Source organism: Pseudactinotalea sp. Z1748, assembly GCF_049725185.1.
GTDB lineage: Bacteria > Actinomycetota > Actinomycetes > Actinomycetales > Beutenbergiaceae > CALKWS01.
The window spans coordinates 740,942-753,522 of sequence record NZ_JBMPQB010000001.1 but is presented as its reverse complement, the minus strand read 5'-3'; the positions used below and the strand labels follow the sequence as shown (position 1 = coordinate 753,522).

Genomic DNA, 12,581 nt, shown 5'->3' with positions numbered 1-12,581 from the left:
TAGGGTGGGCAGCATGGCCGACGTGTCCGATCTGATCGCCTCCTGGCAGGGCCCGGAGGGTGCCCACCCGCGGCTGACCTGGTACGGCCCCGGTGCCGAACGGGTGGAGTTGTCCGGACGGGTGCTGGCCAACTGGGTGATCAAGGTGGCGAACTTGGTCACCGAGGAGGCCGATGCCGAGCCCTCCACGGTGGTGGCCATCGACCTTCCGGTGCACTGGCGGGCACTGGTGTGGTCACTCGGCACCTGGTTGACCGGGGCGCAGGCGCACCTGCGCCCGGGCCGGCCGGACGACGACCTGATCGTCACCGACCGGCCCCAGGACGCCCCGAGCGGCCCTTTGCTGATCGCGGTGGCACTGCCGGCGCTGGCGATGGCCTTCGACGCCGACCTGCCGGCCGGGGCGATCGACGGCGCAGCGGATCTGATGACCTACCCGGATCAATTGTTGATGCCCACCGATGCCGCAGACCTCAGCGCGCTGGCCGGGCCGGCCTGGTCCGGTCCCGAGCGGGTGCTGGTACCGGTGGCGGACCTGGCCGCGGATCGGATGGTGGCCCGGGTGCTGGCGATGCTGCTCGGTGGTGCCTCGGTGGTGCTGGTGGCCGATGCGGATGCCGACGCCGCTCACCTGGCGCGCGTCGAGGGCGCCGAGCCGGCGCACGAACGGGGTACGCGGGACCAGAGCCCGCAGGACCAGGGGCGATGATCACCGACCGGTTGCACCTGGTCCGCCACGCCCGGCCACGGATCGTCGACGCCGTACCACCCCGGCAGTGGGAACTGGCAGCCGGCGCCGACGTCGGGCCGCTGCTGGGCGCCGGGGTGCTGCCCACCGCGGCCAGTTGGTTCACCTCGCCCGAGCCCAAGGCCCGTCAGAGTGCCGCGCTGCTCACCGTGGAGCCGGTGCAGGTGCTGCCCGCGCTGGCCGAGGTGGCCCGGGACGGCGCGCTGCTGCCTGCCGCGGAGTTCCGCGCCGCCACCCGGGACTACCTCACCACCGGGCAGGCACCGGCCGGTGGCGCCTGGGAACCGCGGGTTGAGGCGACGATGCGGATCGTCGACGGCGCCCTGGCCGCGCTGGAGTCGAGCACCCACCGCGCATGCGTGCTGGTGGGCCACGGCACCGCTTTCACGCTCCTGGTGGCCGCGCTGGCAGGCGCACCCCCGGACGCCGACACGTGGGCGCGCCTGAGCATGCCGGACCACTGCGAACTGGCCGCCGGCCCGGGCGGGGCCTTCGTGGTGGTCTCGCCCTGGGGCGGGTGGGCGCGCGGCCGTTAGCGGGTGTGCGCGGGCGGCTCGGTAGCGGGTGGGCGCGCGGCCCGGTAGCGGGGCCGGAGCCGCCGTGCCCGGCCCAACACACCGGGGTAGGTTGAACGCACCGGAGTTGTGAGGAGGCCAGATGTCAACGGAGAAGTTGTCCGAAGCCGACGTACAGGCCAAGGGCCTGGTGGACTGGGTCATCGAGGACCAGATGCTGCGCACCCGATGGCGCACCGGGGACTTCGCGACCGGGCTGCGGTTGTTGAACCTGATCGGCCATGCGGCCGAGGCCGCTGACCATCATCCCGACCTGGACCTGCGCTACCCGCACCTGGATGTGGCCCTGACCAGCCACGACGTGGGTGGACTGACCGAACGCGACGTGCTGATGGCCCGCCAGATCAGCGACCTGGCCGAGCGCGAGGGCATCGTGGCGGCACCCCGGGACGTGGGCAGCGACTAGTCCCGCGGGATCGCCCCATGCAGATCCACCATCTGCCAGATCCATCCGGCGACCTGCTCGGCGCTGCCCGGCTCGCTGGAGCGCACCCAGGTGGCGATGATCGCGACGGCCGATCCGGTGATCGAGGCGGCGGCGATCGGCAGCGGCAGGCCACCGAGTTCTGACCCGGCTGCACGTGTGAGCAGCAAGCCCTCCAGGCGCTCGCGGATGCGGATCGGCACCCCGGCGGCCACGGCCTCGGAGAAGATCTGCCGGTACAGGGCGATGTTGTCGCGCACGTGCTCCATGTAGCGCACCAGCACCTGGTAGGCCTCCTCGGGCTCGAGGTCGGCGCTGACCTGGGTGAGCAGGTCGGAGGTGATGGCATCGAGCACGTCCACCAGCAACTCGCTCTTGTCCGCGTAGTGCTGGTAGAACGTACTGCGGTTGATGCCCGCGCTCTCGGCGATGTCGGCCACCGAGATCTCCTCGAAGTCGCGTCCACGGGCCAACCCGAGCAGGGCTTGGCGCAGCGACCTACGAGTGCGGGCGATGCGGGGGTCCATGGCGCTCATTGTGCCACCTCACCGACGCGATAAACAACACTTGTTGGTTATGCGACGGGTGTGGTGCAATGGGGCGGCCCTGCCCCTATCGGAAGGATCGCCGTGGCCACGTTGCTCTATCGGGTCGGACTTTGGTCCGCAGGCCGCGCCGGCCGTGTGATCACAGCCTGGGCGCTGCTGCTCGCGCTCGCCGTCGGCGGCTTCCTGATGTTCGGTGGCACCCTGGCAGCGCAGTTCTCCATCCCCGGGACCGAGACCGAACGGGTGAACGAGCACCTGGAGGACCAACTGGGCTCCAGTGCCACCGGCGGCACCGTGGTCTTCCACACCACCGGCGCCGCGGAGTTCACCGGCGACCAGCGCGAGCACATCAGTTCCGCCTTGGACCAGGTGGAGCAGGTCGAGCAGATCCCCGAGGTCATCGACCCCTTCGAAGCACAGCAGGAGCGGGCCGCGCAGGATGCCGAACTCGCCGAGGGCCTGGCCGAGATCGAGGAGAACCGGCCGCAGTTGCTCGAGGCGCAGGAAGGGCTCACGGCGGGTCTGGAACAGGCCCGGGCCCTGGGTGCACCGGAGCAGGAGATCGCCGCCATGGAGGCAGAGCTGGACGAGGTCTCCGCCCAGCTGGTCACCCTGGAGGAACAGTCGGAGCAACTCGATCTGGCCGCAGACCTGGCGGCCCTGGCCGAGGACATCCGGACCGTCTCCGAAGACGAGTCCGTGGCGCTGGCCACGGTGCTGTTCGAAGACGACGTCTTCTCCGTGCCCGAAGAGGTCAAGCAGGAGGTCATGGACGTCCTGGACGCCGCTGACCTGCCGGGTGTCCAGGTGGAGTACGGCGCCGAGATCGCCGCTTCGATCGACGGCCTGATCGGGGCCGGGGAGATCATCGGGGTGATCGGCGCCGCACTGGTCCTGATCCTGGTGTTCCGCGCGCTGCGCCCGGCGATGCTGCCGGTGCTGGCCTCCCTGGTCGGCGTGGGCGTGGGGGTGGGCGGGTCGATGGCCTTCTCCGGCACGGTGGAGATGACCACCGTCACCCCGGTGCTCGGGCTGATGCTGGGCCTGGCCGTGGGCATCGACTACTCCCTGTTCATCATCTACCGCCACCGCCGGCAGGTGCGCGAGGGGATGGACGTGCGCGAGTCGATCGGATTGGCCAACGGCACGGCGGGCACCGCGGTGGTATTCGCCGGCCTGACCACGATGATCGCGCTGCTGGCGCTGGCGATCACCGGGATCGAGTTCCTCGCCGTGATGGGCGTGGTCGCTGCGATCTGCATCGTCGTCGCCGTGCCGGTGGCCATCACCTTCACCCCGGCCGTGCTGGGTCTGATCGGGTCCGGTGTGTTGTCCCGCACGGCACGCGAACGGGCTGCCAATCGTGCGGTCCCCCCGCGCAGCAACGAGCCGATGGGCACCCTGCGTGCCGTGGCCACGGTGCTCATCGGCGTCGGCGCGCTGGCGGTGCTCGCGATCCCGGCCACCTCGATGCGTCTGGGACTGCCCGATGGCTCCTCCGAACCGCAGGACAACACCCAGTACCAAGCCTTCACGATCACCGCCCAGGCCTTCGGCGAAGGACAGAACGGGCCGCTGGTGGTCACTGCCGATCTGCCGGAGCCGGTAGCCGAGGACGAGGAACTGCAGGTCCAACTCGATCTGGCCACGGTGCTGGCCGGGCGCGCCGACGTAGCGGCGGTGGCGCCGGTGGGCACCTCCGCCGGCCGCGACTTCATGGCCTTCCAAGTGATCCCGATCGAGGGCCCCTCCAGTGAGTCCACCGAGGCACTGGTGCATGATCTGCGCGCGGCCTCGCCGTTGTTCGACGGCACCGAGTTGGCGGTGGCGGGGCTGGCCTCGGGCAACATCGACATCTCCGACCAGCTTGCCGACGCCCTGCCGGTGTACGTCCTGGTGGTCTTCGGCCTGTCGGTGGTGATCCTGATCGGGGTGTTCCGTTCCATCCTGGTACCGGTGCTGACCGCGCTGGGCCTGGGGCTGTCGCTGTTCGCCGCCCTCGGGGCCACCACCGCGGTCTTCCAGTGGGGTTGGTTCGGGGAAGCCTTCGGCGTGCACACCCCTGGGCCGCTGCTGAACTTCCTGCCGTTGCTCCTCACCGGCGTGCTGTTCGGGCTGGCGATGGACTACCAGTTGTTCATGGTCTCCGGGATGCGGGAGGCCTACGCCCACGGCACCCCTGCCCGCCGGGCGGTGACCGCAGGGTTCCACAACGGCCGGGTGGTGGTCAGCGTCGCTGCGTTGATCATGGTCGCGGTGTTCGGCGGGTTCGCCTTCTCCCAGATCACCATGGTGCGCCCGATGGGCTTCGCCCTGGCCGTGGGAGTGCTGTTCGACGCGTTCGTGGTGCGAATGCTGATCATCCCCGCGGCCATGCACCTGCTCGGCCGGACCGCGTGGTGGATGCCGGCCTGGCTGGACCGGATCACCCCGAACATGGATGTCGAGGGCGCCGCGCTGCAACGCACCCGCACCCGGGAGCGCGAACTCGCCGACGCCTGAGGGTTCAACGCAGGTCGAGCAGCACCTTTCCTGCGCCACTGCCGGGGTCGGCGGCGGTATCGAACGCGAGCCGGGCCTCATCGAGGCTGAAGGTGTGGGTCAGGAGCGGTTCGACGTCCACCTGGCCATCCAGCAGTGCCACGGCGTCGGTGATCTCATCGACGAATCGGTAGGAACCGCGCCACTCCACCTCCCGGGTAACCAGGTTACCCAGCACCGCCGGGCGGTCGGTCAGCGGCAGGTTCCCCACTTGCACCACCACACCGCCGCGGGCCACCGCAGCCAATACCGGGCCGAGGGTGGCCGCGGCGCCACTGGCCTCGATGACCACCGGCACATCGGCGGGCAACCCCTCCCCCGCGGCGACGTTGACGGTGTGATCGGCTCCCAACTCAGCCGCGATCTGCAACGCGGCCGGTGCGATGTCCGCCGCGGTGACGCTGGCCGCACCCCGTGCCCTGGCTGCCGCCACGCACAGCGCCCCGATCGGTCCGACCCCGTTGACCAGCACATCCAGTCCCTCCACCGAGCCCGCGCGGTGCACCGCGTGCAGGGCCACGCCGAAGGGTTCGGCCACCGCGCCGTGCCGGGTGCTCATCCCCGGGGGCAGCACCCGGATCTGGTCGGCTTCGGCCAGCACGTACTGGGCGAAGGCTCCGTCCTGGTGCGGGGTGGGCGCTGCCGATCCCAGGTAGCGCACATCGTGGTGCAGGTTGGTCCGCTCCGCCAGGTGCGGCGCCAGTGGCCCGGGACCATACCGAGCCGGGTGTATCGTCACCGCTGTGCCCTCCGTCAGGGCGCTCACGCCGGCCCCGACCTGCGCGATCCGTCCGGCCACCTCGTGGCCCAGGATCATCGGCGTGCGCAGGATGGCGGTGCCGGAGGTGCCGTGGGCGTAGTAGGCCAGGTCCGAGCCGCAGATGCCCCCGAACTCCATCGCCACCAACACCTGTCCGGGGCCAGTGGTGGGAACCTCACGTTCCTGCACCCGCAGGTCACCGGCGCCGTGGATCACTACTGCTTTCATGTCGCCTCCCTTATACGCGCTCATAGGCACCACTAGACCACCAGCCTGAGCAGCATCACGAATCCGAGTCCGACGACGGAGATGACGGTCTCCAGCACCATTGACGTGGCGAGGGGCTCCTTCTTTGCCGCCCCACCGTCACCTCACCTGTCGTACACCGCCGGCCCCGGTTATGGCTCGGTGGCGTGGGCACGGGAGGTCACCTCCACGGTGAAGCCGTCCTGCCACGGCACCAGGACCCATGGCACCAGCGGCGGGCGAGCCCGGGCGGACAGGATGACCTCCACGGTCTGATCGTCCACAGCGCTCACCGAGACCACCCTGAAGTCGATGAAGGAATCGGCGACCACTTCGGGTGTCGCCGCCAATTGATCACCGACCGCCTCGCTCACGCTGGCGTCGGTCAGCACCAGACCATCCGTTCCACCGGTGTCGTACCACCGCCCCACGTCAGTCGCATCGGCAGCACCGGCCGCCAGGGAGTCGGCCAGGTTCCACAGACGCTTGCGCTCGATGTGCAGATGAGAGACGGATGCGACCACCAGGACCAGGGCCAGAGTGACCAGCCCGTAGACGATGGACAGCAGCATGATCTGCCCGTCCTCGTCGCCGGCACGGATGCGCACCCGGCGCGGTTGCGGCTCCGCCCGCATCAGCCCACCTCGCGATACCGTGGGATCGTCGTCATCGCATCCGCCTGGACCTGCGTCACGCTCGGTAGCGTGCCGGAGAAGATCGGCGGCAGGCCGGGTAGGTCCACGTCGGTGCGCACCGAGATGTAGAGGTAGGACCCCGGCGTCAGGCACGGCTCGTCCTGGCACCTGATCCGAAGCGCCTGGGCGCCGTCGACGCTGATCCCCTGGTCGGCGAAGGACAGTTCCACCGCCAGGTGCGCAGCGGCCAAACCCTGCTCGAACGTCTCGGCACCTGCCAGCACCCGACCGGCCTCGCGGGCCGCTCCCTCGGCGGCGAAGCCGCTCGCCTGGATCTGCGCCAGGGTCAGGATCAGGTACACGACCGGCACCAGCATCAGCAACGACACCCCGAGGAACTCCACCACGGCACTGCCGCGCTCCCTCTCCCCCAACCGGGAGCACACCCCCGCCCACGCACGGCGCAGGTCCCACCGCTCGCAAGTCACTCCGCGACCGCCCGCCCGCTCACGGTGATCACTCCGCCCGGGCCGAGCAGGCCCAGCACCGGCACCGGTCCGTGTACCTGCACCTGGACCAGGCTCACGCCCTCGTGGGTGATCATCCCTGCGTGTACCTGATCGGCGTAGGCGTTCGGTAATGCCGCGGTGATCAGTGCCCGGGTACGAGCCACCCCGTGATGCAACTCATGACCATCCAGGGCTGCATAGCGGGCCCCTTCGGCTGCCGAGTCGATGAGGATGTTGCGCACGTGCAGGGTCAGCGCCAGTTGCATCAGTCCGAGCGTGAGCACCGTGACCAACAGGGACACCAGGAGGAAGTCCACCACGGCCGAGCCCCGCTCACCTTCGGTGCTCACGCCCCCAGGATGCGCTCGATCGCCGTTTCGAAGACCTGGGTGAGCAGTTCCCCGGCCAGCGCCCAGATCAGTACCACCAAGCCGGCGGTCATCAACGTGATGAGCACCCACCCGGGCACATCGCCCCGCTCGGGGTCATCCTGGCGGCTGCGCCACCACCTTCGCCATGACGTCATCGTCACACTCCCTTCCTCGTTGACCTCTCAGAGTCCGACCCGAAGCACGGAGAGCCCCGGGAAGATCGCGAACAGCACCGTCACCGGAAGCATCAGAAACACCACCGGGATCATCATGTAGACCTCTTTGCGCCCACCGGCCTCCATCAATGCCCGGTGGCCTACCTCGCGGGCGTCCTCGGCTTGGGCCCGCAACACCTCCGCGAGCGGAGTGCCGCGCTCGATGGCCACCGCGACGCCTTCGGTGAAACGGGCGATGCTGGATAGTTCGGTACGTCCGGCCATCCGCTCCAGGGCTTGGGTCAAGGGGACTCCAGAGCGGATGTCACCCAGGGTGGTCCGGATCTCAGCGGCCAGTTCTCCGTGCATGGTGGAGGCCACCCGGTCCAGTGCCGCCAGTGGCGTCTCGCCCGCGCCGACCGCGAGCGCCAGCAACTCGGCCACCGTGGGGAACTCGGCGATCATCGTCTCCTCGCGACGCTTGATCTGGCGGCTCAGCCACTGATCCCGCGCTAGCGCGGCTCCGATGGTCGAGAGCAGCACGAGCATGGCCAGGACCAGGATGGAACTGCCGCGGGTGGCCGCCAACAGCAGCGCCAGCAGCAGTCCCCCGACCAATCCCAACGTGGCCCAGATCAGTTGTTCGATCTGGAACTGCTCCACGCTGAGTCGCGAACCGGCCCGCGCGAGGCGGCGACGGGTACCCGCAGCGGTGGAGCCGATTCGTTCGAACAGGCCCGCGGCGTCGGCTACTAACGGTCGCAGCATCCGCTCCAGCGTGGGGAACGGCGTCAGTGTGGTGTCCTGGGCGAGTAGCCGGGAGGTGATGGGCCGCTCCCGCAGATACGGAGCCACCCGGTCCACCAACCGCACCCGTCTGGCCGCTAACCGCCACAGCACCAAGCACATACCCAGGCCCGCGAGCAGGCCCAGGGCACCGCCCACCAGGCCCGGTTGGCTCATGGCTGTCATCGCAACACCCGCACTTCCTCCGGAAGGCGGGCGATGCGCACCATGACGAGGTAGGCGCCCGTCGAAGCGCCGGCTCCGACCAGCAGCACCACCGCACCGAGCACGGTGTTGAAGGCGGCTGCCGTTTCAGGCCGGCTGCTCAGCATCGCCAGCACCACCCACGGCGCGGCCGCGGCGAGACGCGCACCGTTGACCGTCCAGGACTGGCGCGCTTCGAGTTCACCCCGGGTGCGCAAGTCCTGGCGCAGGAACTGGGAGAGAGTGCGCAGCAGACGGACTAGGTCGGTGCCGCCGACTTGGCGCGTCAGGCGCAGCGCCTCGATCAAGCGGTCCGCGACCGGGTCGGCCAGCCGGGCCTTGAGGTGGTCCAGAGCCTCGGTGAACCGGCCGGTGGCACGGTAGTCCTCCGCGAACACGCCGAACGCCGGTCGCATCGGCTCGGGTCCGCGCTCAGCGAGAGCGGTCAACGACTCGGGTAGGGAGAGTCCGGCCCGGACTCCCGAGATGAGGTCGTCGATGACTTCCGGCCACAACTCACGCAGTTCGGCGCGGCGCTTCCGGGCTCGGGAGCGCACGTAGGCGCTCGGCACCAAGCCGGCGATCGTCCCGAATGCCGCCCCGATGGTGGGCGAGGCGCTCAGTGCGCCCACCATCAGACCCACCCCGGCCCCGGCTCCCACCGATGTGGTCCGGAACGCCCACGGCCGCACCCCGGCCATCCCTGCCTGGATAAGCCGATCCTGGGTTCTGGCCGTCCGCGCCCTGGCGGCGGGCCTGCGTGGCATCCTGGGCCAGCAGGACCACCAGATGCACAGTAGTCCCGCTCCCAGGAGCAGCCCGGCCAGTGTCCCCATCGATCACCCATGCACCGGTGCGGCGAGCAGTGCACGCAGGTCGAAGCCGGCGCGCGCGAAGCGTTCCTCATGCGGCGGGTACCCCGAGGCCCGGATCAGGCCGTTGGGCCCGCGGGTGAAGATCTCGGCGGTCTCGATGACCTCCCTCTCCACGCGGCCGGTCAACGCCACGATCTCCTCGGTCCGCCGGCGCCCGAGCCGGTCCAGGCTCAGGTGCACCACGAGGTCCACGGCAGAGGCCACGGTGGGGATCACGAAGTTCGCCGAGACGTTCTCCCCGGCCAGCAGCGGCAGGGTACACAATTTCATCACCGCCTCCCGGGCGGAGTTGGCGTGCACCGTACACATGCCCGGGTTGCCTGCGTTGAGTGCGATCAGCATGTCCAGCGCCTCGGCCTCGCGAACCTCCCCGATAATCAGGCGGTCCGGGCGCATCCGGAGGGCCTCCTTGACCAGGCGGCGTAGCCGGATCTCCCCGGTACCCTCCAGATTCGGTTGGCGGCACTGCATCGCCACCACGTCCCGGGCGGCCAGTTGCAACTCGAAGACCTCCTCGCAGGTGATGATGTGCTCGTGCGCGGGAATCGAGCCGGCCAACGCGTTGACCATCGTCGTCTTGCCCGCTTGGGTTGCGCCTGAGACCACCACGTTGAGACCGCTGGCCACGGCAGCATCGAGGAACGCCGCAGCCCCAGCGGGCAACGAACCCATCGCTACCAGGTCCGAGAGCCGCCGGGCACGGGCGATGTACTTGCGGATGTTGACCGCCCAGTGCTTGCGGGTGACGTCGGGGATCACGGCGTGCACACGCTCCCCGGTGGGCAGGGCCGCGTCGACGAACGGGGTCGAGAGGTCGAGGCGCCGCCCAGAACTGCGCAGCATCCGCTCCACCAGGTCCTGGACCTGGTCAGCCTCCAGGATCGTGGTGGTGAGTTCGGGTCGCCCACTACGGGCGATGAACACCTTGCCCGGCTCGTTGATCCAGATCTCCTCGATCTCCGGATCGTCCAGGTACCTTTGCAGCGGCCCCAGGCCCACCACCGCGTCGTGGACGAGCTTGGCCGTGTGCGTCGGATCGCTCAGACTGGGGACCAAGCCGACCAGCGCCCGGTCGTCGTAGTCGGCGACCACCTCGGCGATCAGGGCATGCACTCCCCCGGCATCTCGGACCGGATCCAGGCCGCGACGACGGATGAGTTCACGCACCTCATCCTCAACCAGCCCCACGCCGTCGGTCATGCTCGCCCACCTCATTCCGCAGTGACCGTGCGGACAACCTAGCCCAGCGGGCGTGCGCATGCCCACGATTCGCGAGCAATTGGGGATAACTCCCCGAGGCCGGTCATCCGCCCGAACCACCAGGATCGACACGCCCATCACGCACCTGGCCGTGGGTCGGCCCCATTCCCGCGCCAGGAAGTTGCCTGTGGACAACTTCCCAGTGTGCACAATGCCTGTGGATAAGCCACAACCTCGCGCCACCAATTCAGGCGTCGTCGGAACTCCCCGCCCGGAACAGGTAGGTGTTCGTGCCGTCCTCTCCGGTGACGTTGACCAACACGTGTCCGTCGTGAATCTCCACCCCAGCCGGGTCCTGCCGGTGCCGTACCGGTTCGGTCAGCGGCTCCCCGGTAGCGGCGTCGAAAGCGTGCAGGACCATCGAGGGCTCGGCCTTCTCCGTGAGCGAGTCCTCCAGCAGCCATCCCGGCACCGGGACCTGCACGGTCACCACCCCGTCGGCGGCGATCACCACCGGACGACCCAGGTCCACCTCGTCGTCGGTCTCGCCCATGGCGTCGGCGCCGGCTTCCAGTGTCGCCCGCCACAGCGAGTTTCCGGTCAGCGGGTGCAGGGCCCGCACGCGGTCACCCTCCACCACAGTGAGCACCCGCGCCCCGGCGGTCCAGGTGCCGTCGCTGCGCCCGGTGTGGACCCGGTGATCGAAGGAGTGCACCTGCGCTCCTTCCAGGCCGATCACGTGCGAGCGCCCCGCCCCGGGCAGCCAGAGCAGGTCACCGTCGAGGAAGGAGTTCTGGGTGGGAAAGTCCTCCAGCGCCCGCGCGACGTCGCACTCCACCGGGGCGATGAGTTCCTCGGCGTCCTCCTCATCCTCGCCCGGGGCGTCGGTGCGCAGTACCTCGATGCTGCACTCCTCCTCGATGGTGGCCACCGCCGCGGCGGCGCCGGCCACGGCAACGGGCCGGTCGGCCGCCAGGGTGTGCGCTACGGATCCGGTCGCCGGATCCCGCAGTTGGGTGGCGTCGTCGTCGTTCGTTGTGGCCACCCAGTACCGGTGCACGCCGGTGATGCCACCGGCCGCGCTCATACCCAGGTACGCCAAGCCCACATTCGGCACCGGTTCCGCGGACACGCTCCATTCCTCCTCGCCGGTCTCGGCGTCGTGGCCGGTCCAGGTGCAGTCCTCGGGGTCCTGGCACCACTGGGTCACCACGATGCCGGGGGCGGTGGCCACCACTCCGCCGTCCCACCAGGTGCCACTGCGCTCCTCGGGCAGGTCATAGTGCCACCGGGCGACCTCGGCACCGGTTCGATCCAAGGTCCGCACGGTGGCCCGCTGGCCCGGGGCGTGGTGCAGCAGCACTCCCCCGCCCGGCGTCGCCACGGTACGGGTGTGCTCGGTCACGCTGCCGTCCCACCAGGGGCGCATTTCGCCGTCGGGATCGACGATCATGAGGTGGTCGTCGCGGTGCAGCAGCAACCGCCGGTCCACATCGGCAGGTTCGCCCCAGGTGACCTCATGCAGCAGTGCCCCGCTATGTCCGTAAGCCCCAGCCACGTCCCGCCACGGCCCGCCGAGACCGAGCCCCAGCACCAGCAACGCCACCGCCGCCACGGCGGAGGCCATCAGCGCGGGCCTGCGCCACAGCAACACCCACGCCACACCGGCCACACCGAGCGCGGTCAGCAGGATTCCGGCTAGGTACCAACTGTCCCGGCCGGCGGACCAGCCCACCATCAGGGCAATCAGTCCGGCTAGGGCCAACGCGGCGAAGACGCGGGTGCGCCAGCGCAGCACCATCTCGGCGACGGGGGCCCGGGGCGCCGGCGCCGGATCGGATGACGTCGAGCCCACGGGGCCCCCATCGGCCGCCGAGCCGGTAGTGCTCATCCATCCTCCGCCTGATCCTCTGGGCCTCCAACAGCCCCATGATCCTAGCCGAGGCCGGCGCCGGCAGCCCGCCGCAGACAACCCGAATCAACCAGAAATGACGCCACCCTCTA

Annotated in this window: 14 protein-coding genes; 4 read left to right on the top strand and 10 right to left on the bottom strand. The window is 69.8% G+C overall.

Annotation, left to right across the window (positions count from 1 at the left end; translation table 11 throughout):
- Window positions 1-13 precede the first annotated feature (13 nt).
- The 3 genes from ACO0LU_RS03560 (at window position 14) to ACO0LU_RS03550 (ending at window position 1,729) form a co-directional block, all read left to right on the top strand.
- On the top strand, window positions 14-709 hold the full coding sequence (locus tag ACO0LU_RS03560; protein WP_424790040.1) for a TIGR03089 family protein: 696 nt from the start codon (window positions 14-16) through the stop codon (window positions 707-709).
- Window positions 706-1,284, top strand: coding sequence for a histidine phosphatase family protein (locus ACO0LU_RS03555; RefSeq protein ID WP_424790039.1), 579 nt, complete (start codon window positions 706-708; stop codon window positions 1,282-1,284). The genes ACO0LU_RS03560 and ACO0LU_RS03555 overlap by 4 nt, the downstream gene beginning before the upstream one ends.
- A gap of 121 nt (window positions 1,285-1,405) precedes the next feature.
- Complete coding sequence (locus tag ACO0LU_RS03550) at window positions 1,406-1,729, top strand: 4a-hydroxytetrahydrobiopterin dehydratase (RefSeq protein ID WP_424790038.1); 324 nt, start codon at window positions 1,406-1,408, stop codon at window positions 1,727-1,729.
- On the opposite strand, the gene ACO0LU_RS03545 is transcribed toward ACO0LU_RS03550, so the two are convergent.
- Window positions 1,726-2,283, bottom strand: a complete 558-nt coding sequence (locus ACO0LU_RS03545) for a TetR/AcrR family transcriptional regulator (protein ID WP_424790037.1) — start codon at window positions 2,281-2,283, stop codon at window positions 1,726-1,728. The genes ACO0LU_RS03550 and ACO0LU_RS03545 overlap by 4 nt on opposite strands.
- 93 nt (window positions 2,284-2,376) lie before the next feature.
- On the opposite strand from ACO0LU_RS03545, the gene ACO0LU_RS03540 reads away from it, so the two are divergent.
- On the top strand, window positions 2,377-4,797 hold the full coding sequence (locus ACO0LU_RS03540) for an MMPL family transporter (RefSeq protein WP_424790036.1): 2,421 nt from the start codon (window positions 2,377-2,379) through the stop codon (window positions 4,795-4,797).
- A 4-nt stretch (window positions 4,798-4,801) separates the two neighbouring features.
- Here the strand turns inward: ACO0LU_RS03540 and ACO0LU_RS03535 are convergent, their stop codons facing one another.
- The 9 genes from ACO0LU_RS03535 to ACO0LU_RS03495 all read right to left on the bottom strand — a co-directional run bounded on the left by ACO0LU_RS03535 (window position 4,802) and on the right by ACO0LU_RS03495 (window position 12,468).
- Window positions 4,802-5,824, bottom strand: a complete 1,023-nt coding sequence (locus ACO0LU_RS03535; RefSeq protein ID WP_424790035.1) for an L-idonate 5-dehydrogenase — start codon at window positions 5,822-5,824, stop codon at window positions 4,802-4,804.
- A gap of 170 nt (window positions 5,825-5,994) precedes the next feature.
- Window positions 5,995-6,477, bottom strand: coding sequence for a pilus assembly protein TadG-related protein (locus tag ACO0LU_RS03530; protein ID WP_424790034.1), 483 nt, complete (start codon window positions 6,475-6,477; stop codon window positions 5,995-5,997).
- A complete protein-coding gene (locus ACO0LU_RS03525) occupies window positions 6,477-6,965 on the bottom strand; it encodes a pilus assembly protein (RefSeq protein WP_424790033.1) in 489 nt (162 codons plus the stop codon). The genes ACO0LU_RS03530 and ACO0LU_RS03525 overlap by 1 nt, the downstream gene beginning before the upstream one ends.
- On the bottom strand, window positions 6,962-7,336 hold the full coding sequence (locus ACO0LU_RS03520) for a TadE/TadG family type IV pilus assembly protein (protein WP_424790032.1): 375 nt from the start codon (window positions 7,334-7,336) through the stop codon (window positions 6,962-6,964). The genes ACO0LU_RS03525 and ACO0LU_RS03520 overlap by 4 nt, the downstream gene beginning before the upstream one ends.
- Window positions 7,333-7,512, bottom strand: a complete 180-nt coding sequence (locus tag ACO0LU_RS03515) for a hypothetical protein (RefSeq protein ID WP_424790031.1) — start codon at window positions 7,510-7,512, stop codon at window positions 7,333-7,335. Before ACO0LU_RS03515 ends, ACO0LU_RS03520 begins: the two co-directional genes overlap by 4 nt.
- Before the next feature lie 27 nt (window positions 7,513-7,539).
- Window positions 7,540-8,475 (bottom strand): type II secretion system F family protein, encoded by a 936-nt coding sequence (locus ACO0LU_RS03510; protein WP_424790030.1) that lies wholly within the window; start codon window positions 8,473-8,475, stop codon window positions 7,540-7,542.
- Between the two features lie 5 nt (window positions 8,476-8,480).
- Window positions 8,481-9,203 carry a type II secretion system F family protein gene (locus ACO0LU_RS03505; protein ID WP_424790029.1) on the bottom strand — a complete coding sequence of 241 codons (723 nt, stop codon included), beginning with the start codon at window positions 9,201-9,203 and terminating at the stop codon, window positions 8,481-8,483.
- A gap of 138 nt (window positions 9,204-9,341) precedes the next feature.
- Window positions 9,342-10,577, bottom strand: a complete 1,236-nt coding sequence (locus ACO0LU_RS03500) for a CpaF family protein (RefSeq protein ID WP_424790028.1) — start codon at window positions 10,575-10,577, stop codon at window positions 9,342-9,344.
- A gap of 247 nt (window positions 10,578-10,824) precedes the next feature.
- Complete coding sequence (locus ACO0LU_RS03495; protein WP_424790027.1) at window positions 10,825-12,468, bottom strand: hypothetical protein; 1,644 nt, start codon at window positions 12,466-12,468, stop codon at window positions 10,825-10,827.
- Window positions 12,469-12,581: the final 113 nt, after the last annotated feature.

Bases quoted from the DNA above. Each gene is read 5' to 3' on its own strand.
- ACO0LU_RS03560 (WP_424790040.1), top strand. From the start codon at position 14: ATGGCCGACGTGTCCGATCTGATCGCCTCCTGGCAGGGCCCGGAGGGT.
- ACO0LU_RS03555 (WP_424790039.1), top strand. From the start codon at position 706: ATGATCACCGACCGGTTGCACCTGGTCCGCCACGCCCGGCCACGGATC.
- ACO0LU_RS03550 (WP_424790038.1), top strand. From the start codon at position 1,406: ATGTCAACGGAGAAGTTGTCCGAAGCCGACGTACAGGCCAAGGGCCTG.
- ACO0LU_RS03545 (WP_424790037.1), bottom strand. From the start codon at position 2,283: ATGAGCGCCATGGACCCCCGCATCGCCCGCACTCGTAGGTCGCTGCGC.
- ACO0LU_RS03535 (WP_424790035.1), bottom strand. From the start codon at position 5,824: ATGAAAGCAGTAGTGATCCACGGCGCCGGTGACCTGCGGGTGCAGGAA.
- ACO0LU_RS03530 (WP_424790034.1), bottom strand. From the start codon at position 6,477: ATGCGGGCGGAGCCGCAACCGCGCCGGGTGCGCATCCGTGCCGGCGAC.
- ACO0LU_RS03515 (WP_424790031.1), bottom strand. From the start codon at position 7,512: ATGACGTCATGGCGAAGGTGGTGGCGCAGCCGCCAGGATGACCCCGAG.
- ACO0LU_RS03510 (WP_424790030.1), bottom strand. From the start codon at position 8,475: ATGAGCCAACCGGGCCTGGTGGGCGGTGCCCTGGGCCTGCTCGCGGGC.
- ACO0LU_RS03505 (WP_424790029.1), bottom strand. From the start codon at position 9,203: ATGGCCGGGGTGCGGCCGTGGGCGTTCCGGACCACATCGGTGGGAGCC.
- ACO0LU_RS03500 (WP_424790028.1), bottom strand. From the start codon at position 10,577: ATGACCGACGGCGTGGGGCTGGTTGAGGATGAGGTGCGTGAACTCATC.
- ACO0LU_RS03495 (WP_424790027.1), bottom strand. From the start codon at position 12,468: ATGAGCACTACCGGCTCGGCGGCCGATGGGGGCCCCGTGGGCTCGACG.